The sequence below is a fragment of the Chitinophaga sp. YIM B06452 genome (genome assembly GCF_039655965.1).
In the GTDB taxonomy this organism is placed as follows: domain Bacteria; phylum Bacteroidota; class Bacteroidia; order Chitinophagales; family Chitinophagaceae; genus Chitinophaga.
In genome coordinates this window covers 140,919-161,288 of sequence record NZ_JAWLKY010000008.1, presented here as the reverse complement: position 1 = coordinate 161,288, position 20,370 = coordinate 140,919, and the positions used below count along the sequence as shown (strand labels likewise).

Genomic DNA, 20,370 nt, shown 5'->3' with positions numbered 1-20,370 from the left:
ATACAACAACAAAAGGGGGCTTTCGCCCCCTTATTACTTTCCTGGTAATTGAATGTATGCAGCCCGATGGTTACCAGCCTTCGTTCTGCTTCAGATTGGGGTTCCTCAGTGTTTCGTCTGTTGTGATGGGGATCACGTACATCGCATTTCTCCACAGCCTGTCTTCCACCTTGAAACGTTCGTACCGGAAACCGCCCGGTGCGGTGGCGTCTATGATTGGCCGCATGCCCCACATTTCTTTCTGCGTGGTTTCCGCTATTTTCCAGCGGCGCACATCCCAGAAGCGGTGATTCTCGAAACACAGCTCTATGCGCCTTTCATTTTGTATGCGTTTACGCATGTCTGCCTGCGAAAGACCCGCCGGCAGAGGCTGCTGGCCTGCGCGTGTGCGTATCAGGTTTACGTAGGTGAGCACATCGGGATTGGCAGGCTCGCATTCGTTGAGCGCTTCCGCGTAACTGAGGTACATTTCAGCAAGACGGTAATTGATGCCATGAATGAAGCGGCTGCCGCTTTGCCCGGGTGTTATGGCCTCGTCTGCCAGCTTGCGGGTGAAATAACCGGTGCGGGTATGGTCTGTTTCTGTGCTCTGCCTGTCGCGGCCGGTAGCGTAGGTCTCTACCTGGCGGCCTTTCCAGTTGGCGCCATTGTAGAGGATGTCCGTATAAAAACGGGGATCGCGGTTAGTGTAGGGCCTGGTGTCGTCGTAGCCGGAAAGCGGGTCGTCGATAGGCAGGCCGTTGTTCATTTCATAATCGTCCACCAGCTCCTGGGAGGGCGCGCAGCCGCTCCAGCCGCCGTATCCCTTGGGGAAAATATAACGGTCGTAGTCCTGGTTGGCTTCGCGCATGCGCACAAAGATCACTTCTTTGCTTTGCAGCGTTTTGCTTTTGAACATATCCTGCCGGGCGGCCAGTGTTGGTTCCAGGGCGTATACCGTGTTGCCGCCGTCTTTCAGGTCTATCACGGCTTTGGCGGCGTCTGCGGCCTTTTTCCATTTGGCAGGGTCTGAGGGCATGCTGCCGCTGGCAATATCCGCGAGGAAGCCGGTTTTACCGGCATTGGCCCACAAGGGGCTGGCGGAAAAGAGCAATGCGCGGGCCTTCAGCGCGAGGCAGGCGCCTTTGGTAACGCGGCCTGTTTCCGTATTGGGATCGTAGGTGTAGCGTACGCGTTTGAACGCTTCGTCGCAATCTGCCAATACCTGGGCCACGCATTCGTCGTAGGTATTGCGGGGCTTGTTCAGCGCGGCTTCATCCGTTTGGTCAATGGATTTTGTAACGATGATCACGCCGCCGAACTGCCGCATCTGCTCGAACAGGAAATAGGCGCGCAGGAAATACACTTCGCCCAGCCTGATCTCCAGGGTGCCGGGGTTGTTCGCATCATCGGGCGTGTTGAACCTGGCTACGTTCTCGAGAATGGTGTTGGCCTGGCGGATGGCCACGTAGTTGTCCCGCCAGGTGTTGCCGATAGGGTTGTCGTTGCCGGACCAGGAGCCGTTGTTGAAGCGCATGGAGCCCATCCAGCTGGAGGCGTCCTTGGCTTCGTCTGTAGCGGAGCCCATGTTGTAGCCGCCAAGGTAAGTGTAGGTGCCGCGCATTTTGCTGTAGAGGTTGTTTACCACCTGGTCCGTCATCGCGAAGCTGGTAAAGATGTCTACATCCTGCTGCTGCGTGGTGGCGGCCCTGTCAAGAAAGCCCTTTTTGCAATGAGGCAGCAGGGCGAGCGCGGAAAATAAAAATATCGTAAGGAGAATATTACGTTTCATTTTGAATCAGCTTAAATGGTGAGTGGTTAAAATTTTACATCTATCCCGAAGTTCCAGATACGCTGAATGGGATACATGGCGCCGTTGCCGTCGCCTATTTCCGGGTCTACCTGGAAATCGTCCAGCTTGTCCCAGGTGTACAGGTTCATGCCGTTGAAGTAAATACGGAAATAGGAGAGGCTCAGCGGCGCGATCCAGCGCTTGGGCAGGGTATAACCTATTTCCGCGTTCTTGAGCCGCAGGTAATCTGCACTGCGTATCCAGAAAGAGGAAGCGCGGTGATTGTTGCCATGGGTATTGCTGTGCAGGCGCGGGTAAGTGGCGGTGGCGGCGGTTTCCGGCGTCCAGCGGCCCAGGTGGAAGGGCTTCACTTTACCGCTCTGGAAAAATTCGTACACGGCTTCGTTGTTCAGCAGTACATCCGCGTGCGCGGCGCCCTGGAATAATACGCTGAGGTCCCAGTTGCCATAGCCGGCAGCCAGCGTGGCGCCGTACATGATCTCCGGCGTGCGGGCGTAACCAATGCGGGTTTCATCGAAGCTGGCCTGTATGTAGTCATATTCTTTGCCGGTGAGTTTTTTGTATTTGATATCGCCCGGACCATAAGCGGAAAAATTCTGGAAGGGGCTGCCCGCCACATCTTCCGCATCCCTGAAAAAGCCTTCTGCAATAAGTCCGAACTTGGTGCCGATGGGATGGCCGGTGCGCCGCATCCAGGAATAACTGCGGGTCACTTCGTCGCTGTACACGATGACGTTCTTTGCGTAGGTAAAGTTTGGCCTCACCTGGTAGCGGAATTTTCCGATGTTGTTGCGGTGGGAAATTTCAAACTCTATGCCTTTGTTGTCCACGGCGCCAATGTTCTGCGCCTTGATGCCCTGGCCGAACACATCGGAAAGGGTGCTGCGGGAAATGAGTATTTTCCTTCTTTTCTGGGAAAACACGTCCAGCGTGATATCCAGCTTGCCGTTCCACATTTGCAGGTCGAGCCCGAGGTCTACCTGTTTGCCGCGCTCCCAGGTAACGCCGGGGTTGCCGATGGCGCCCTGGCCCCAGCCGTTGGCCTGGTTGGCGTTGCTGCCGAAATAATACGGATCGGCGCCGCCCCAGGAAGTGAACCAGAGAAAGCGGTCGCCGCCGCTCCGGTCGTTGCCTACTTCGCCATAGGACGCACGCAGTTTGAGGAAACGGATGTAGGGCGCATTGTCTTTGATGAAATTCTCTTCAGACAGTACCCAGCCGCCGGAAATGGAAGGGAACAGGCCGAAGCGGCTTTCCTTCGGGAAGTTTTCAGAGCCCTGGTAAGAAGCGCTCAGCTCCAGCAGGTATTTCTGGTTGTAGTTGTACGTGCCGCGGAATAGCAGGGACTGGTACGCGTTGGGAATGCTGGAGCCGTTTTCGAGCAGGCGCCTGTTCCACAGCAGCATGGCGGTGGCGTTGTGTTTTTTGAAGGACCGGTTCCAGTTGGCGGTGGCTTCCACATAGGTCTGCCGCACCGCGCCCCCGCCACTGAAGCCGCCGTTGGGGTCTATGCGGGTGTCGTTGCCGAACTGTTTGTAGCTGGTGATTTCCCCCTGTGCATTGCGGATGGGCTCAAATACGGCGTAGTTGCGGCCGTAACTGGCATTGGGCGTATTGGTGTTGTCATAAGAGAATGAAAGTTTGGCGCTGAGGTTCTTCGTCAGGAAATCCAGCTTGCGGGTGAGGGCGAAGGTACCTTGCGTGGTGTTGTTGTACCAGCGGCGGTAACCTTTCTGCGACAGTTCCCCGTAAATATTGCTCTGGAAAGTACCGTTGCCCCACATGCTGCCGTCTTCGTTGAAAATGGGATAAATAGGCGCCATGCGGTTGGCCAGGTTCATGATGGTGCTGGCAGAGTTGTTGCCGTCCGTCCTGTCTGTCAGGATGCCGGCCAGGTCCAGGCGGGCGGAGAGGTTGGGAGTGATGTCCACGTCTACATTGGCGCGCAGGTTATACCTTTTCATGACGTTGTTGCCGTTGTAGCCTTCTTTATTGGATTTGGTATGCCGGTAGTTGCCCTCTGCAATGTTGTAGCCGGCTGAAATGAAGTAGCGTGCCACGTTGCCGCCGCCGCTGACGTTCAGGTTCGCCTGTCCTACGTGGGAGGTTTTCATAATGAATTTGTAATAGTCCGTATTCGGCGCGGTGCCGTTGCGGAAGGCTTCCAGCTGTTCATCTGAAAAAGCGGGCTGTGCGCCGTCGTTCACCAGCGCTTCGTTCAGCAGCCGGGCATAGTCGTAAGAGCCAAGGTATTCCGGCAATTTATTGGCCTCCTGCATGCCGGCGGATGCGCGGAAGTTCACACTGGGCGCGCCTGATTTGCCGCGGCGGGTGGTGATCAGCACAGCGCCGTTTGCCCCGCGCATGCCAAGCACGGCGGTGGCGGCGGCGTCTTTCAGGATGGTGAGACTTTCAATATCGTTTGGGTCTACGTAATCGATGCTGCGTTCCACACCGTCTACCATGAAAATGGGCGTGGCGCTGTTGAGCGTGGCAATGCCGCGTATATAGAGCGTGCTGGCGTCCACGCCGGGTTCGCCGCTGCGCTGCGTGGTAATGAGGCCGGGCAGGCGGCCTGCCAGTGCGTTGGTGAGGTTAGACACAGGGCTTTGCTGCAACTCTTTCGTGGTAAGCGAAGCGATGGAACCTGTTACGGTCTGTTTCTTCTGTTCACCGTACGCCACGATCACCACCTCGTCCAGCCCGGTGTTGGAAGGATCCATCGCCACGTGCAGCTGGTTGGAGGAGGTCAGCTCCACTTCTTTGGGCTTGTAGCCGATATAACTGAACACCAGCGTAGTGGAGCCTGACGGCACCTGCAGGCTGTAAGTGCCGTCTCCCTGGCTTTGCGTACCGCGGTTGGTGCCTTTGATCATGACGGTAACGCCGGGCAGGGAAACGTTGGTGCGCGCTTCGGTTACGGAGCCGATGATGGTGCGTGCTTTCGTTTCCTGGCGGGGCGCAGCGGCGGGTGCTATGGTGGTATCTGTTTCCGCTTTCCCTTCTTCCTGCAGGAATATGACGATGATCTCCTCCTGCTGGCGGAATTGCAAAGACGTATTCAGCAACAGCAGGTTAATGGTCTCTTTCACGGTGCGTGTGCCTTTAGGCAGGCTGACGCTGCGGAAACGCGCCACCTGGTCCGGCGGATAAGCAATGCGGAAGCCTGAAAGTGATTCTACTTTTACCAGCGCATTGCGGAGTGATTCTTTGGTAAGCGATAAGGTGATCTTTTTGGTGTTCATGTCCTGCGCATTGCCCGATGCGGAAAGGAACATGGGCAACACAAGGAAAGTTGAGATCAGTAAAGGCAATAGGAAGCCTCTCAGCTGTTTTTGCACAGCTACGTGTGTTTTCATAACTAGTTTAAGTTTAGTTTGTTTACAGAATAATCCTGGTTGACTTACGGGCATACGCTGCCCTGTGGCAATGCCATTGCCTTGTTCCGGGTATGTGCCTGCTGGTCGTCAGAAAGGTTAGGCAAATGCAGGGCCCTACGGATACACGGCCCGTTTCTTATTTGAACGCAATTTTGGTGAACGAATAGTGTTGTTCTTCTCTATCTAGCGAAATAGTTTCATGGCAGACATCCTTTCCCTGTTATCAGGATATCGTTTTCGTCTTCTATGGTATATGATGCATTGCGGATGCCGCAGACTACAGATAAAACGGTCTCCAGCGGCTCTGTGCCGTTGAACGAGGCCCTGATGGGGCAGGTAGCCAGCCCTTCGTCCTCAAACCGGACATTGACGTGGTAGCGGTTGCTGATGGACTGTGCAACGGCGGCGAAAGAAAGATTTTCAAACACCATGTCTTTCCGCACCCATTGTATAGCGGAATCCGCGGTCACAGGCTGCCTGACGGCGGTGGCTCCCATGTTGTTGTACACCACCTGCTGGTCCGGCGTCAGCACGGCCAGCAGTTTGCCTTCCTGCTCTGTTTCCACTTTCACTTTTCCGCGTGTAACCGATACCGTTATTTCCGGGGAGCCTTCATATGCCCTGATATTAAAAGCCGTGCCCAGCACCGTGGTGCGCAGGCTGCCGCTGTGTATCACAAATGGTTTGGCGGTATCCGGCCTGATGTCGAAGTAAGCTTCGCCCACCAGCGTCACGTCGCGGATGTTGTTGTTGAACGCGAGGGGGTATTCGAGGCGGCTGCCGGCGTGCAATATGACCAGGCTGCCGTCCGGCAGGGTGATGTGCCGGCTGTGCGCGGCTGGTATGCGATATTCTTTTACCAGTTCGCCTTGGCGGGAAGCAGGCTTAAAATAATACCTGGCGCCTCCCGCCAGCAATATCAGCCCGCTTACTACGGCCGCCCATCGCAGCACTCTTTTACGGAATGGCACCACGCGCCGCTCCCGCCCGAGGGAGGCATGCAGCTCCTGTAATTTACGGCTGGTGAGCACCTGCGCTGCTTCGCTGCCTTCTTCCAGCAGGCTGTCCGGCCGGTCTTTGCCCAGCGACGCATACCAGCGTTCCAGCTGCTCCAGCTCTTCGGGGCTGCATTTGCCCTGCCGGTATTTTTCCAGGAGTTCATATAAAGCGTGTGCTTCCATAAGTATAACTGTAAATAAAAACACGGTTTCAGGCAGCTGCCGTTAGTCCTCGAGGGGATTTTTTTTCTTTTCCAGGGATTTTTCTTCTAACTGACTGATAACCTGTTTGATAAAGGGATCTTTGATTTTTTGCTGAATCGATTCAGCAAAGCGTTGAAAAAGTACGGAATATTGTTAAATTTGAATAAACTTTATCATCATAGCACGGTACGCCAACTATAGTGATCCTGAATTATTCGCGTTATGGCAGCAGGGAGATGAGAAAGCGTTCAACATCATATATGAACGGCACTTCATCCGCCTGGTGAATATCGCCTATAAAAAAACCGGTAACACCGCCGCGGCGGAAGAGCTGGCGCAGGACGTGTTCCTCTCTTTTTACCGGCAGATGCCCTCCCTCCGTGAAGATACTGTTCCGGGGAACTATCTTTTTGTTGCATTAAAGAACCGTATTTTCAATTATCACCGCCAGCAGCTGCAGCAGCTGCGGAAAGACCAGGCGTTGTGGAAAGGCCCGCTTTTCCAGGCCCCGGAAGTAAACCTGCAGCTGGAAATGAAAGAGCTGCATACTTACATCAAGGCGCGTATAGAAGAACTGCCGCCCCAATGCAGGGCCGTGTTCCTGCTGAGCCGCGAGGCGCAGCTCTCCAACAAGGAAGTGGCGGAAAGACTGAACATCTCCGTTAACACAGTAGAGCAGCACATGCGCAAAGCCCTGCGCATCCTGCGGGCATCGCTGGGCAATGATGTAACCCTGCTGCTGATCATTGCCGCAGACGGCCTGTACCACTCTGCGGGCCTGTAGCAGCGGGCAACTCCTTTCAGCGCTTTACTCCATCTATGCATAATCTTTCCTTGCCCCCACAAATTTTAATTTGTAATTTCTTACGGCTATATTTGACCGCATCCTCTTAAATAACTATCAAATAATGAAACGAACACTGGAGATATCAATCGGATCCTTTTTGCTGATGTTAACCCTGCATACTTCCGGGCTGCTTGCACAGTCCAGCCAGCCGGCCACCGGGCGCACCTACCAGAACCCGCTGCCGATTGAATTCGGTGACCCCTATGTACTGAAAGTCAAAGGCGGCAAATATTATATGTACGGAACCGGCGGAGGCGCCAAAAACGGTTTTGCCGCTTATTCCTCCGCAGACCTGGTGAACTGGGAAAGTATAGGACAGGTATATTACGCCGGCAACAGCAACGGCTGGAGCGACTCCACCGCCGCGTGGAACGGGGCTTACTGGGCGCCTGAAGTGTACGAGTACAAAGGAAAGTTCTACATGTTCTACAGCGCGCAGTGGAAAGACAATCCCAATAAAGAACTGGAGAATTTCCGTATCGGCGTGGCCGTGGCAGACAATCCCGCAGGACCGTTCACCGACCTCAGCAACAAACCCGTTTTTGATCCCGGCTACCCCGTTATCGATGCCAACGTGCTATTCGATAAAAATGGCAGGATTTACCTTTATTATTCCCGCTGCTGCTACAAACATCCCGTGGAGAGCGAAGTGGCGGCCTGGGCGAAGGAAAAGGGATGGTTTGACGTTGTTGAAGAAAGCTGGGTATACGGCGTTGAACTGAAACCTGATTTCAGCGGCGTAATCGGAGAGCCGGTAATGTTATTGCGTCCTCCCGTAAAAATGGATGACAAGCAGGCCGAATGGGAAAGCCGCTCTGTTACTTCAAAAGAGATCAACCGCCGGTGGACGGAAGGTTCAGTTATCTTTAAAAAAGGAGATACCTACTATATGATGTACTCCGCCAATTATTTCGGCGGCAAAAATTACGCAGTCGGGTATGCCACTTCCAAAAGCCCGCTGGGCCCCTTTACCAAAGCAGCCAACAACCCCGTATTACAGAAAAACGTAGAGAAGGGCGGGGTAGTGACCGGAACGGGACATAACAGCATCACATACTCGCCGGATGGAAAAGAGATGCTTTGCGTATACCACGCGCGTACTTCCGTGACGGGTGAGCAACGTGTTGTTTTCATTGACCGGATGAAGATATTAAAAGACGGCAAGCTTATCGTAGAAGGCCCTACCACCGCGCCGCAGGCCATACCCGGAAGCAAATAGCAACCTTGCGGATGCTGTTTTGTTGTTTATAAAAGAAGAAATATGAACAGATCTGAAAAATTCTGGAACAACAATGCAGGCGGGTACGATAAGGAAGAAATGAAGGACAGGGACGGACGAATCAGGATACTTGATAAAACCAGGAAGTATCTCAGGCAGGAAGGTAACGTTTTGGATTACGGCTGCGCGACCGGGATAGTGGCCAACGCGATTGCCGGTGAAGTGAACGGGATAACCGGCATTGATATTTCCCCTGAAATGATCCGGGTGGCCCGGCAGAGTGCCGGTGAGCTTAACATCCGGAACGTAACGTACGCGTGTTCGACAATATTTGATGAGAAACTTAAAGCAGGATCTTTTGATGTGATCCTGGCCGTCTACCTGCTCCATTTGCTGGAAGATATGCCGGGAGCGCTGGCGAGGATACATGAATTGCTGAAACCGGGAGGATTGTTTATTTCCGTCACGCCCTGTTTGGGAAAAAGATCGCTTGCGGGGATGGGATTATTGCTTGCCAGCAAGCTCGGGCTTATTCCTGGCATGAAGTTATTTGACCTTCCCGGGCTGGAACAATCAATCACGGGCGCTGATTTCAAAATACTTGAAACGGATTGCCTGCAGCGGAAAGGGCAGCAATATTTCATTGCGGCAGAAAAACGGGTGTTTTCGTAAATTCATGTTATATGAAAAGCATCATATTATCCCTTACCCTTTTTATCCTTATCATCCCGGCCTTTGCGCAAAAACAGGCTTTCCCGGAAAATGCAGGCGAAATCCTCTTCGACAGCCTGCGGGACGATCCGGCGTTTGAAGTATGTAATCCCCGGCAGGTGCTTGAATATTACAATCTTAAGTCTTACTACAAGAGCCATAAAAAACAGATCGTAAAATTTCTCCTCGATAATTTTCATACGCAGGACGAGTTCCTTGACCAGCATGGATTCCTGACAGTCAGGTTCATTATTAACTGCAATGGCCAGACGGGGCGTTTCCGCCTCTTCGGGATAGACGGAAATTACCAGCCCATTCAATTTAAACCTGCATTATCCCAACAGTTGCTCGGGCTGGTAAAGCAGTTGGGCGGGTGGCAGGCGCCGGTGTATAAGGAGAAAGCATATGACAGCTACCAGTATATCACTTTCCATATCAGGAATGGTAAAATAATAAGCGTCAGTCCTTGAAGCACCAATACCTGCTCTTGTTTTTCTGCCTGGTTGGCCTCATCTCAAAAGGTCAGCAAAATTGCAATGTATATACGGATTCCAGCTGTAATACAGCCTGCAGGTTAAGCAACCTGGCCGGCGATTTTCCGCAGGGCTCGCGGCGATGCCAGGAATTGCTGGACAGTGCCATCCGGCTATGCCCCGGTATGGCAGACGCCTGGAATGAAATAGGCGTTCCTTACCTGAAAAGAGGTGATTTTGCAACCTGGCGTAAATACGTGGATAAAGCAGTCGCCCTGCAGCCCGGCAGGTTCATGGATATACGGGGCTGGTGCAGGTTCAAATTCCTGAGAGATTATGAAGGCGCGCTTGAAGACCTGGAAAGGTTCGACAGCCTCACTCATTATTCCACCAAACGTACCGGCGACGCCACTTATAGCCTGAATATCGTAATGGCGTTATGTGAAAGGGAGTTAGGCAATTATGCCGGTGCCTCCCTTTATTTCTCCAAAGGCATTGACAGTGTTATAGCTGCCAGGGGCAAAGCCTATCTCGGGCAGTTCGACTTCCTGCACAGGGCCGTGTTAAAATTAAAACTGCAGGATTATTCCGGCGCCCTGGCGGACCTCGACCGGCAGGAAAAATTGAACAGGAACTATGTAGAAACCAGTTATTACAGGGGAATGGCTTACCGCTCTCTGGGGAAACACAAGCTGGCGAAAAAATACTTCAGCCATGCAGCCCGTTTATACAAGGAAGGATTTCATATGTCTGACCCGTATTGCGAAATGCTGGATGCGGTCTATCCTTCAGATGTAGAGGAAGCATTGGCAGGGCATTGAATTATGTAAAACGATCATCAGGACCCAGCAGGAAGAAATAGCGCAAATGAAAGCAAAGCTGCGGGAATTAAAATAAGCGGCAGATACCCGGCACACCAAAAAATATAAACGATATCACAAAATTATGTAACAATTAAACCCAGGAATGCCCATATTTTTGTGGCAGATGAAAAGGTTCCTCATTTTGATCCTGGCGCTGCTTTACATGTCAACGTCCACCGGCGCTACATTTCACCTGCATTATTGCATGGGAGAGCTGGTAGATGTGAAGTTCTGGCAGCACGAAGCCCGGGAATGCAGCAAATGCGGTTCAGGGGAGAATAGTGCCTGTGCTAAAAAATGCTGTAAGGACATTCACCAGACAGTGAAACTGGAAAAAGACCAGAAGATCTCCGAGAACATTTTTCAACATATGCAGTTGGCGGCCATTGCCGTTCCCGTTTCTTTCATCAGCCTTCCTGCGGCATTCCCTGTCTCTTTTGTTGAAGAATACCCGACCGGGAATGCCCCGCCCCGAAGTAACAACGTACCTGCCCGTATCTTTTTTTGCACTTTCCGTATTTGACCCCAACCCCTTACCCGGCCTGCTATTCACTCCCTTTAGCTTTTAATGGCCGGTAGTTTCCGCTACATATTTCACCGCTTACTTACACAAACACAGCTCCTTGCAATGACGCAATTGAGCCGGTCATCATTTTACTATGAAACGCGCAGCGTTGAGCTGCCGCGTCCGTCAAAACCGAAAAGCAAGATATGGTACACCGTATTATTGAATGGTCATTAAGGAACCGGTTTATCGTGCTGGTAATGGCCGCGGCGTTATTTGCCTGGGGGATTTTCGCCGTGAAAAAGAACCCGATAGACGCCATCCCGGACCTGTCAGAGAACCAGGTGATCGTATTTACAGAATGGATGGGCCGCGGGCCGCAGCTAATCGAAGACCAGGTGACTTACCCGCTGGTAACGAACCTGCAGGGGCTGCCCAGGATCAAATACGTCCGCGGCTCTTCCATGTTCGGCATGAGCTTTATATATGTCATCTTCAACGATGATGTGGATATATACTGGGCGCGCGAACGGGTACTGGAAAGGCTGAGCACCGTTTCCCGCACGCTTCCCGCCGGCGTCACACCCCAGCTGGGCCCTGACGGCACGGGCGTCGGCCATATCTTATGGTATACGCTGGACGCCCCCGGTATGGACCTCGGGGAGCAACGCGCACTGCAGGACTGGTACGTGAAATTTGCATTGCAGAACGTGGAAGGCGTCAGCGAGATCGCCTCTTTCGGCGGGTTCCAGAAACAATATCAAATAACGGTAGACCCCAATAAGCTGCTGTACTACCGCCTTTCCGTCCCAGAGGTCATCAATGCCATCCGGGCTAACAACAACGAATCGGGCGGGCGGAAGTTCGAATTAAGCGACATCGGTTATATCATCAAGACGTCAGGTTACCTGCAATCCATCGAAGAAATAGAAAATATCCCCGTCAAAAACCAGAACAGCATACCGGTGCGCATCGCAGACGTAGCCTCCGTGCAAATGACGGGTGAAACCCGCCTGGGCATATTTGACCAGGACGGAGAAGGCGAACGCGCAGGGGGCATCGTGGTAATGCGGTACGGGGAAAATGCAGATGCCGTGATCGAAAAGGTAAAAGCCAGGATGAAAGAAGTGGCCAAAGGCCTGCCGGAAGGCGTAAAGTTCGATATTGTCTACGACAGGGGAGAGCTGATCAGGGAATCGGTCACTTCCATCAAAAACACCCTCATCGAGGAAATGATCGTAGTGTCGGTCGTCGTGATCATATTCCTTTTCCATTGGAGAAGCGCCTTCAGCATCATCATACAAATTCCCATCACGCTTGCGGCCAGCTTCATCCTGCTGAATGCTTTCGGCATCTCGTCGAACATCATGTCCCTGACGGGGATCGCCCTGGCTATCGGCGTTATCGTGGACAATGGGATCATCATGTCCGAAAATGCATATAAACATCTTGCTGAAAGATATGCCCTGTGGCAAAAACAGCAACAAAGCCAATAACAATGAACCGGTTAAAGAAAATATTCAAAAGACCGCCGGAATGGATATCCGAAGAAGAGCGGCTGAAGGTCATTGAGCAATCCAGCAAACAAGTGTCCCGCGGGGTGTTTTTCGCTACCATCATCATCATCACCTCGTTCCTGCCGGTGTTCATGCTGACGGGCCAGGAAGGCAAACTGTTTCACCCGCTGGCCTATACCAAGACCTTCATCATGATCGTGGACGCCCTGCTGGTAATAACGCTGGCGCCGGTGCTGATCTCGTTTTTCATGAAAGGAAAGTTCCGTCCGGATCATGCCAACCCTGTGAACCGCTTATTGGAAAAGGTTTACGAGCCCATCATCAGGGGAGTCCTAAAATGGCGCAAGACCACGATAGCGGTCAATCTTATTGCCCTTGTGATCACCATCCCGCTGCTCAAAAGTCTCGGCAGCGAATTCATGCCGCCGCTGGACGAGCAAAGCATCCTGTTCATGCCCGTGACCCTGCCGGATATTTCCAACAACGAAGCGAAGCGGATCCTGCAGGTGCAGGACAAGATCATCAAATCGGTTCCGGAAGTAGACAAGGTATTGGGTAAAGCCGGCCGTGCCAGTACGGCCACGGATAACTCACCGATCAGCATGATCGAAACGATCATTATGCTGAAACCCAAATCGGAATGGCGCGAAGGCATTACCAAGAAAGATATCATCAACGAACTGGATGCCAAACTCCAGATCCCGGGCGTGGTCAACGGCTGGACGCAACCCATCATCAACCGCATCAACATGCTGGCCACCGGCATCCGTACAGATGTAGGCGTGAAAGTGTATGGCCAGAACCTGGATACCATTGCATCTGTTTCCGAGCGGGTAAAAAAGACGCTGGAAGGCACCGCCGGCATTGCGGACCTGTATGTGGAGCCTGTTACCGGCGGGAAGTACCTGGATATAGATGTCCGGCGGCAGGACCTTGCCCGCTACGGGTTAACCGTGGATGATGTGAACCAGACCGTGGAAACAGCGCTGGGCGGAGCGCCTGTCGGCAACACGATCGAAGGCAGGCAGCGGTTCTCCATCAGCCTCCGCATGCCGCAGGATTACCGCAACAGCGTAGAGCGTATCAAACGCATTCCCATCATGTCTGCCTCATTCGGGGAAATACCATTGTCTTCCGTGGCCGACGTGAAATTTGCAGACGGCCCCCCGATGATCACTTCGGAAAACGCCATGCTCCGCGGCGCCGTGATGTTCAACGTCAGAGACCGGGACCTGGGCGGCACGGTAGATGAGGCCATCAAAAAACTGAATCATACCGCTGGTATTCTTCCACAGGGCTATTACCTGGAATGGAGCGGCCAGTACGAAAACCTGATCCGCGGGCAGCAAACCCTGATGTGGATCGCGCCGGTGGTGCTGGTGATCATCTTCTTCTCCCTTTACTTCGCTTTCCATTCCATCCGGGAAGCTTTCCTGAGCCTTATCACGGTGCCCTTCGCTTTGATAGGCGGCGCTTACATGATCTATTTCTGGGGCGTGAACCTGTCAGTGGCCGTAGCCGTGGGTTTCATTGCGCTGTTCGGCATCGCGGTGGAAACAGGGATCGTCATGGTCATTTATCTCAACGACGCGATGCAGCAGTTGGTGAAGGAGAAAGGGAATTCATCGGAAACGATCACCCGTGAAGACCTGCGCCTGGCGGTAATCCACGGCGCGGCAAAACGGCTTCGCCCTAAACTGATGACGGTATGCGTGTCCCTGTTCGGCCTCGTGCCCGTCCTTTGGGCCTCAGGCGTAGGCACCGACGTGATGAAACCTATCGTGCTGCCGATGATCGGCGGGGTGCTGACCTCTTCTACCCACATCCTGCTGGTAACGCCGCTGATCTTCTTATTAACAAAAGAATACGAATTACGCAAGTACGGAAAACTGGAGATCCATGAAGTACATCATTAATTATCTCATCCTGTCAGCGCTGTTCCCGCCGGTGGGAGCGGCCGCCCAGCAAGCGCCGGTACTGCCGCTGGATAGCATACTGCTCCGCATCGACCGGCACAACACGCTGCTGCAATCTTATTCCCTGAAAGCGGAAAGCTACCAATACAATGCAGACGCCGCCACCGCCTGGATGGCGCCCATGGCCGGTATTGGCACATTTATGACGCCATATCCCGGGCAATCGGTGATGGACGACAGGGACAAAGGCAGCCTGATGCTGCAGCTGGAACAGGACATTCCCAACCCGGCAAAGCTCAGCGCCCGCAAAAAGTATATCGCCTCCCAGGGCAATGTGTACAAAGCCACGCGCGGGGTTACCTTGAACGATCTGAAAGCGCAGGCGAAACGTCTCTATTTCAGCTGGCTCGTCGCGAAACAGCGGATCAGCATCCTGCAGGAGAATACAAAGATCATGGAGACGATGAAGAAGATCGAAGAAGTGCGCTATCCCTACAACCAGTCGCAGCTCAGCGGCGTATACAAGACCACCGCGAAGATCGAAGACAACAAAAATATGATCCTCATGCAGGAAGGCAACATTGCCAAAGCCAGGGCCTGGCTGAACAGCCTGATGAATGCGCCGGGCAATGACCAGTTTGACATTGACACCAGCTACCAGCCGCAGTTTGATGGGGTGCCTTCCTACGATACAGCTTCCCTGGCAACGGCAAGAATGGACATCCTGAAAATGAATGAAAGCATACGCTCTATGCAGCTGAATATCGAAAGCATGCGGAAAGAAAAGAAGCCGGACTTCAGGCTGCGCTTCGACCATATGAATCCGCTGGGCGCCATGATGCCAAAGGCCTACAGCGCGATGGTGATGGCGAGCATCCCGATTGCGCCGTGGTCTTCCAGAATGTACAAGTCGGGGATCAAAGGGATGCAGTATGAAGTGCAGGCCATGGAAAAAGAAAGGGCCGCTATGCTGCAGGAAACGCAGGGAATGCTTTACGGCATGCATTACGAAATACTTTCCATGCAAAAGCGGATCGGGGCCATGGAAAACAAGATCGTTCCCGCCCTGCGCCAGGCGCTGGATGTGAACTTCCTCAATTACCAGGAAAACAAGCTGGGCTTGTCTAACGTGATCGATTCCTGGGAAGCGCTGACCATGATGCAGGCCAACGTGCTGGACGAAAAATTAAAATTATACGAAATGATCGTGGATTATGATAAACAATTATATCGTTAAAATATTGCTGGGCCTGGCTTTTTCAGTACTGGCGCTGCCTGCCTGCAAAAGTAAAGGCGATAAGGACGCTCATGCGGAACATGCTGCAGGCAGGGAATACACCTGCCCGATGCATCCGCAGATAGTGCAGGATAAACCCGGGAAATGCCCGGTCTGCGGCATGGACCTGGTGCTGAAAGATGCTCACGGCGGGATGGCGGCAGACAGCAGCATTGCCATGTTGACGAAACCGGTCAATGCAAGGATCGTAGCTACGATCCCGGCCATCAGCGCGGAAAGCGGCGCGCGCACTTTTGCTGCCGGTGTGAACGGTATCGTGACGTATGATACCCGCAACCAGACCAGTATTTCAAGCCGTGTTGGCGGACGGATAGAACGGTTGCTGGTTAAATACAATTACCAGCCCGTCAGGAAAGGAGAGATGATCATGGAAGTGTATTCGCCGGAACTGGCGGCAGCGCAGCGGGAATTGCTCTTTATTGCAAAAAGCGGCGGTGAAATGTTGTCTGCCGCGAAACAAAGGCTGCTGCTGCTCGGCATGCAGAACGCCCAGGTTGAACGGGTATTAAAAACAGGAGAGATACTGTACCGCGTTCCGGTATTCAGTCCCGGCAACGGCTATATCCTGGAGAAACCGGTCGGCGGAAACGCAACGCCTGCGCCTTCTATGCCGGCGGCTACTCCCGCTGCGGGGGATGGAATGAATGGTATGAGTGGAGCGGCTGCGGCTATTCCCGCGCCTGCAGCGCCCGCCGCTACGCCGGTATTACTGCGTGAAGGGCAGTATGTCAGCGCGGGCCAGTCCCTGTTTACGATCTACCAGGATAAGGCGCTGGTGGCGGAGTTCGCTTTCCCGCCCGCGCTGGCTGCCAGGCTTATACACGGGCAAAAGCTGCATTTCCATCCCACCAGCGATGAAAGCATGGTGCAATCCGGCAACATAGGACTGATCGAACCTGTTTTCCGCAACGGGATGAACTTTACGATAGCGAGGGTATACCTGCCGGACAACAAACTCCGGGCCGGGCAATTATTAAGCGCGAATGTTCCCCTGACTTATACGGAGGGCTGGTGGCTGCCTAAGAAAGCGGTTTCAAGGCTGGGTAATAGTTCCGTCGTGTTCAGGAAAGAACATGACGCCTATGTTCCCGTAGCGGTGAGAACCGGTGCGGAAGCGGATGGCATGATACAGGTGCTCACGGATATCAGCGCCTGGAAAGTGGCATCCAATGTATCGTATCTCGTGGACAGCGAGAGCTTTATCAAAACGAATCACTAATGCAACATTGTAAGATATGGAAAGGAAAAGTTTTTTAAAGGCAGTTGCGTTTGCTTCCATTGCGCCGGCCATCATGCTTGCAGCCTGCACGGAAGCGGGTACAAAAGAAGCCGCCGGTAAAAAAACGCAGACATATACCTGCCCCATGCACCCGCAGATCGTGCAGGACAAGCCCGGAACATGCCCTATCTGCGGCATGGACCTCGTTCCTGTTGACAAATCCGGCAAAGACGCTTCGCTCACGCTCGGCGAAAGCCAGGTACAATTAGCCAATATCACGACCATGGCGGTGGGAGCGGGGGGCTTGTCCAGCTTCAAGAACCTGAGCGGCAGGCTGGCAACCGACCCCGAAAAAACGGCCATTATCTCCAGCCGTGTACCCGGCCGCATTGAAGTTCTTTTTGTGAAAGAGACCGGTGTAAAGGTCAGCAAAGGCCAGCCATTGTATAAGATCTATTCCGAGCAGCTGGCGGCCCTGCAGCAGGAATACCTGTTAACGGTTGCGCAGGCACGGCAATTCCCGGACGACGCCCGTTTCCGGCAGATCGAAACGGCGGCGAAGCAAAAACTGGTATTGTATGATCAGAGCGGGGCGGAGATCGACCGCCTGGTGCAATCCGGGAAAGTGAACCCTTACGTTACCTACCCGGCCCCAACCGGCGGGATCGTGTCTGAGCTGACCGTCACCGAAGGCCAGTATGTTCCCGAAGGAGGACCGGTGATGCGCCTCGAAGGATACGATCAGTTATGGGTGGAAGCAGATGTCTATCCCGCGGAAGCCGCTGCCATCCGCGTCGGGCAATCCGTGCAGGTGATGGTGGCGGGCTGGGAGAATGAACCTGGGGATATGACGGTCCGGTTCATCAACCCTTCTTTGCAAAGCGGCAGCCAGCTGCTGCAGGTACGCGGTACTATTCCCAACCCCGGGAGCCGCTGGCAGCCCGGCATGCAGGCTACCATCCGGCTGCCTTTAAAAAGCAAGGGAAATGTGCTGAGCCTGCCGGTAGACGCCGTGATCCGCGACGGTAAAGGCGCGCATGTCTGGATCGAAAAGGAACGCGGGAAGTTCGTGCCGCAAATGGTAAAGACCGGCATGGAGGATGCCGATGCCGTGGAGATCACAGCGGGATTAAATGCAGGGGATAAGGTAGTTGTTACCGGTGCGTATTTATTGTATTCCGAGTTCATCCTGAAAAAAGGATCTGACCCGATGGCGGGAATGGCCGGCATGTAAAAATTAAAACCAATCATACTTACTGTTTCCTTAAACTTTAAAATCAACAAAAAATGAAAAAGAACATTACCGCCCTGGCGCTGGCCGCCGTTGTCTTCGCTGCCTGCAACAACGGCGCGCAAAAATCGGGTGATCAACAACAGGACTCCGCTGTAACAGCAGGCGATGCCATGAAACATGAGACGCCTGCTGATGAAAACGTGACTGAGATCAAACCGCAGTTTACAGAGGTAGACGCGAAAGTAGCCGCTTCCCTCAAGCCGGTGATCGATCATTATATCCATGTAAAAAACGGCCTGGCAGCAGGCAATGCCGCAGAAACCGCCGCAGGCGCGAAAGCGATGGGCGAGGCATTGGGGAAAGTTGACCAGTCTGCCATGACCCCGGAACAGCAAAAGTTATACGCAGAAAATGAAGAGGATCTGAAAGAACATGCCGGTCACATCAGTAAAAACGAAGGGAACATTGCGCACCAACGCGAGCATTTTGTGCAGATGAGCGAGGATGTTTATGAATTGGTAAAAGGATTCGGCAGCGGGCAGGCGCTTTACCACGACCATTGCCCTATGTACGACAACAACAAAGGCGCCATGTGGCTGAGCGAAACCAGGGAGATCAAAAACCCATATTTTGGCGACAAGATGCTCACATGCGGGGTGGTGAAAGAAGTTATCAAATAATTGATCCGCTGCAAGACGGATGTATGATCTCCCGTGACTGTCCGCGGGAGATCATACTTTAAAGCTGTAAAATGAAAGTGCTAAAATATATATTGCTGTTCCTGCTGGTTGGAATTATTACCATTCAATTCTTCCCGCCAGCGAAGAATCAATCCGGCAGCGGTGTTTCCGTCACGGATATAACCGTGTTGTATCATGTTCAGGGGAATGTCCGGACAATATTACAAAACGCCTGCTACGACTGCCACAGCAACAACACGCGTTATCCCTGGTATGTCAACATCCAGCCGCTGGGCTGGTTCATGGCAAAACATATTAAAGAAGGGAAAGCAGAATTGAACTTCAATAATTTCGGCGCGTATTCCTCCAAAAGGCAAAGGAATAAACTGAAAAGAATGAAAGAACAGGTTGAGGAAGGGGAGATGCCGCTTGCGTCGTATACGCTCATGCATGCTGACGCCCGGCTGTCCGCAGAACAGAAAACAATCCTGGTGAATTGGATCGGCCAAGCTATTGTTGATAAATAAGGTACTGTTATTACAGTTGTTTGTTCGGAAAAAGATGTGAGCCTGGCACCGCATTTGAGGTAGAACCGGGGAAATTTTGAAAAAAATATCTTATGAACTCAATACCAAAACACAGGGTTTTTCACAGGACCATGCAAGTGGACGGATTGGATATTTTCTACCGGGAAGCCGGAAACCCCGATAACCCGGCCATTTTGCTCATGCATGGATACCCCAACTCCTCCTTTTTGTACAGGGACCTGATGCCGGTTCTTGCCGCGGAAAATTATTATGCGGTAGCACCCGACTTTCCCGGGATGGGCTACAGTGCTTATCCAACAGCAGAACAGTTTCAATATACTTTTGAGAATTATGGCAACGTCATATCTTCTTTCGCAGAGAAAAAACAACTGGAGAAATTTGCGCTGTACCTGCATGACTATGGATCACTGATAGGTATGCGCGTTGCTTTAAAGAATCCCGGAAAGATCACAGCGCTCATTTTCCAGGATGGCAATATGTATGAAGAAGGCCTGGGTAAAGAGTGGGACGCCTGTAAGGCTTATTGGGAAAATCCCACGAAAGAGAACTGGGATAAAATAGGGGAGTTCCTGAATGAAGAAGGCTGCCGCAATCAATATTTAGCCGGCATACCGGAAGACCAGGTCCCGCTATTCACGCCTGACGCCTGGACGCTGGACTGGAACATGATAAACCGTCCCGGCCATATTGATTCGCTATATGCTTTGTTTAAAGACTACCCGGATAACCGTGCGCACTTCCCCAAATTCCAGGAATTCTTCCGCCGCACGCAGCTTCCTATACTCGTGCTCTGGGGAAAATACGACGCCTTTTACAGTGTGGCCGAGGCGCCCTGCTACAAGCGGGATAACCCTGATGCGGAGATCCATGTTTTCGAAGCAGGCCACAAAATACTGGAAAGCCACCTGCCGGAAATTGCTCCCATCATGCTGGATTTCATGAAAAGGAAGATCCGTTAGAAGTTATG

Annotated in this window: 17 protein-coding genes; 14 read left to right on the top strand and 3 right to left on the bottom strand. The window is 52.8% G+C overall.

Annotated features, from left to right (window positions below; genetic code table 11):
- Positions 1–70: 70 nt before the first annotated feature.
- From R3I13_RS25975 to R3I13_RS25965, 3 genes are all read right to left on the bottom strand, one after another.
- Positions 71–1,771: a RagB/SusD family nutrient uptake outer membrane protein gene (locus R3I13_RS25975; RefSeq protein ID WP_346320917.1), complete on the bottom strand. Its 1,701-nt coding sequence runs from the start codon at positions 1,769–1,771 to the stop codon at positions 71–73.
- A gap of 26 nt (positions 1,772–1,797) precedes the next feature.
- Positions 1,798–5,151, bottom strand: coding sequence for a TonB-dependent receptor (locus R3I13_RS25970; RefSeq protein ID WP_346320916.1), 3,354 nt, complete (start codon positions 5,149–5,151; stop codon positions 1,798–1,800).
- Between the two features lie 218 nt (positions 5,152–5,369).
- Positions 5,370–6,353 (bottom strand): FecR domain-containing protein, encoded by a 984-nt coding sequence (locus tag R3I13_RS25965; protein WP_346320915.1) that lies wholly within the window; start codon positions 6,351–6,353, stop codon positions 5,370–5,372.
- Positions 6,354–6,537: 184 nt separating this feature from the next.
- On the opposite strand from R3I13_RS25965, the gene R3I13_RS25960 reads away from it, so the two are divergent.
- The 14 genes from R3I13_RS25960 to R3I13_RS25895 all read left to right on the top strand — a co-directional run bounded on the left by R3I13_RS25960 (position 6,538) and on the right by R3I13_RS25895 (position 20,362).
- Complete coding sequence (locus R3I13_RS25960; RefSeq protein WP_346320928.1) at positions 6,538–7,158, top strand: RNA polymerase sigma-70 factor; 621 nt, start codon at positions 6,538–6,540, stop codon at positions 7,156–7,158.
- Positions 7,159–7,282: 124 nt separating this feature from the next.
- The gene (locus R3I13_RS25955; protein ID WP_346320914.1) at positions 7,283–8,440 is read left to right on the top strand and encodes a glycoside hydrolase family 43 protein; all 1,158 of its coding nucleotides are present in this window, start codon (positions 7,283–7,285) and stop codon (positions 8,438–8,440) included.
- A 42-nt stretch (positions 8,441–8,482) separates the two neighbouring features.
- Entirely contained in the window at positions 8,483–9,112 is a 630-nt protein-coding gene (locus tag R3I13_RS25950) for a class I SAM-dependent methyltransferase (RefSeq protein WP_346320913.1), read from the top strand.
- Positions 9,113–9,123: 11 nt separating this feature from the next.
- Positions 9,124–9,621, top strand: a complete 498-nt coding sequence (locus R3I13_RS25945) for a hypothetical protein (protein ID WP_346320912.1) — start codon at positions 9,124–9,126, stop codon at positions 9,619–9,621.
- On the top strand, positions 9,618–10,445 hold the full coding sequence (locus R3I13_RS25940) for a hypothetical protein (RefSeq protein ID WP_346320911.1): 828 nt from the start codon (positions 9,618–9,620) through the stop codon (positions 10,443–10,445). Before R3I13_RS25945 ends, R3I13_RS25940 begins: the two co-directional genes overlap by 4 nt.
- Before the next feature lie 166 nt (positions 10,446–10,611).
- Positions 10,612–11,010 (top strand): hypothetical protein, encoded by a 399-nt coding sequence (locus R3I13_RS25935; RefSeq protein ID WP_346320910.1) that lies wholly within the window; start codon positions 10,612–10,614, stop codon positions 11,008–11,010.
- A 188-nt stretch (positions 11,011–11,198) separates the two neighbouring features.
- Complete coding sequence (locus tag R3I13_RS25930; protein ID WP_346320909.1) at positions 11,199–12,488, top strand: efflux RND transporter permease subunit; 1,290 nt, start codon at positions 11,199–11,201, stop codon at positions 12,486–12,488.
- Between the two features lie 2 nt (positions 12,489–12,490).
- Positions 12,491–14,425 (top strand): efflux RND transporter permease subunit, encoded by a 1,935-nt coding sequence (locus R3I13_RS25925; RefSeq protein WP_346320908.1) that lies wholly within the window; start codon positions 12,491–12,493, stop codon positions 14,423–14,425.
- A complete protein-coding gene (locus tag R3I13_RS25920; RefSeq protein ID WP_346320907.1) occupies positions 14,409–15,662 on the top strand; it encodes a TolC family protein in 1,254 nt (417 codons plus the stop codon). The genes R3I13_RS25925 and R3I13_RS25920 overlap by 17 nt, the downstream gene beginning before the upstream one ends.
- Entirely contained in the window at positions 15,640–16,941 is a 1,302-nt protein-coding gene (locus R3I13_RS25915) for an efflux RND transporter periplasmic adaptor subunit (protein WP_346320906.1), read from the top strand. Before R3I13_RS25920 ends, R3I13_RS25915 begins: the two co-directional genes overlap by 23 nt.
- Before the next feature lie 16 nt (positions 16,942–16,957).
- The gene (locus R3I13_RS25910; protein ID WP_346320905.1) at positions 16,958–18,175 is read left to right on the top strand and encodes an efflux RND transporter periplasmic adaptor subunit; all 1,218 of its coding nucleotides are present in this window, start codon (positions 16,958–16,960) and stop codon (positions 18,173–18,175) included.
- A 53-nt stretch (positions 18,176–18,228) separates the two neighbouring features.
- Positions 18,229–18,855 carry a DUF3347 domain-containing protein gene (locus R3I13_RS25905; protein ID WP_346320904.1) on the top strand — a complete coding sequence of 209 codons (627 nt, stop codon included), beginning with the start codon at positions 18,229–18,231 and terminating at the stop codon, positions 18,853–18,855.
- A gap of 71 nt (positions 18,856–18,926) precedes the next feature.
- Positions 18,927–19,382: a heme-binding domain-containing protein gene (locus tag R3I13_RS25900; RefSeq protein ID WP_346320903.1), complete on the top strand. Its 456-nt coding sequence runs from the start codon at positions 18,927–18,929 to the stop codon at positions 19,380–19,382.
- 92 nt (positions 19,383–19,474) lie between these two features.
- A complete protein-coding gene (locus tag R3I13_RS25895; protein ID WP_346320902.1) occupies positions 19,475–20,362 on the top strand; it encodes an alpha/beta hydrolase in 888 nt (295 codons plus the stop codon).
- Positions 20,363–20,370: the final 8 nt, after the last annotated feature.

What these genes read in the sequence shown, in the direction of transcription:
- R3I13_RS25975 (WP_346320917.1), bottom strand. Translation starts at nt 1,771, where the DNA reads ATGAAACGTAATATTCTCCTTACGATATTTTTATTTTCCGCGCTCGCC.
- R3I13_RS25970 (WP_346320916.1), bottom strand. Translation starts at nt 5,151, where the DNA reads ATGAAAACACACGTAGCTGTGCAAAAACAGCTGAGAGGCTTCCTATTG.
- R3I13_RS25965 (WP_346320915.1), bottom strand. Translation starts at nt 6,353, where the DNA reads ATGGAAGCACACGCTTTATATGAACTCCTGGAAAAATACCGGCAGGGC.
- R3I13_RS25955 (WP_346320914.1), top strand. Translation starts at nt 7,283, where the DNA reads ATGAAACGAACACTGGAGATATCAATCGGATCCTTTTTGCTGATGTTA.
- R3I13_RS25950 (WP_346320913.1), top strand. Translation starts at nt 8,483, where the DNA reads ATGAACAGATCTGAAAAATTCTGGAACAACAATGCAGGCGGGTACGAT.
- R3I13_RS25945 (WP_346320912.1), top strand. Translation starts at nt 9,124, where the DNA reads ATGAAAAGCATCATATTATCCCTTACCCTTTTTATCCTTATCATCCCG.
- R3I13_RS25935 (WP_346320910.1), top strand. Translation starts at nt 10,612, where the DNA reads ATGAAAAGGTTCCTCATTTTGATCCTGGCGCTGCTTTACATGTCAACG.
- R3I13_RS25930 (WP_346320909.1), top strand. Translation starts at nt 11,199, where the DNA reads ATGGTACACCGTATTATTGAATGGTCATTAAGGAACCGGTTTATCGTG.
- R3I13_RS25925 (WP_346320908.1), top strand. Translation starts at nt 12,491, where the DNA reads ATGAACCGGTTAAAGAAAATATTCAAAAGACCGCCGGAATGGATATCC.
- R3I13_RS25920 (WP_346320907.1), top strand. Translation starts at nt 14,409, where the DNA reads ATGAAGTACATCATTAATTATCTCATCCTGTCAGCGCTGTTCCCGCCG.
- R3I13_RS25915 (WP_346320906.1), top strand. Translation starts at nt 15,640, where the DNA reads ATGATAAACAATTATATCGTTAAAATATTGCTGGGCCTGGCTTTTTCA.
- R3I13_RS25910 (WP_346320905.1), top strand. Translation starts at nt 16,958, where the DNA reads ATGGAAAGGAAAAGTTTTTTAAAGGCAGTTGCGTTTGCTTCCATTGCG.
- R3I13_RS25905 (WP_346320904.1), top strand. Translation starts at nt 18,229, where the DNA reads ATGAAAAAGAACATTACCGCCCTGGCGCTGGCCGCCGTTGTCTTCGCT.
- R3I13_RS25900 (WP_346320903.1), top strand. Translation starts at nt 18,927, where the DNA reads ATGAAAGTGCTAAAATATATATTGCTGTTCCTGCTGGTTGGAATTATT.
- R3I13_RS25895 (WP_346320902.1), top strand. Translation starts at nt 19,475, where the DNA reads ATGAACTCAATACCAAAACACAGGGTTTTTCACAGGACCATGCAAGTG.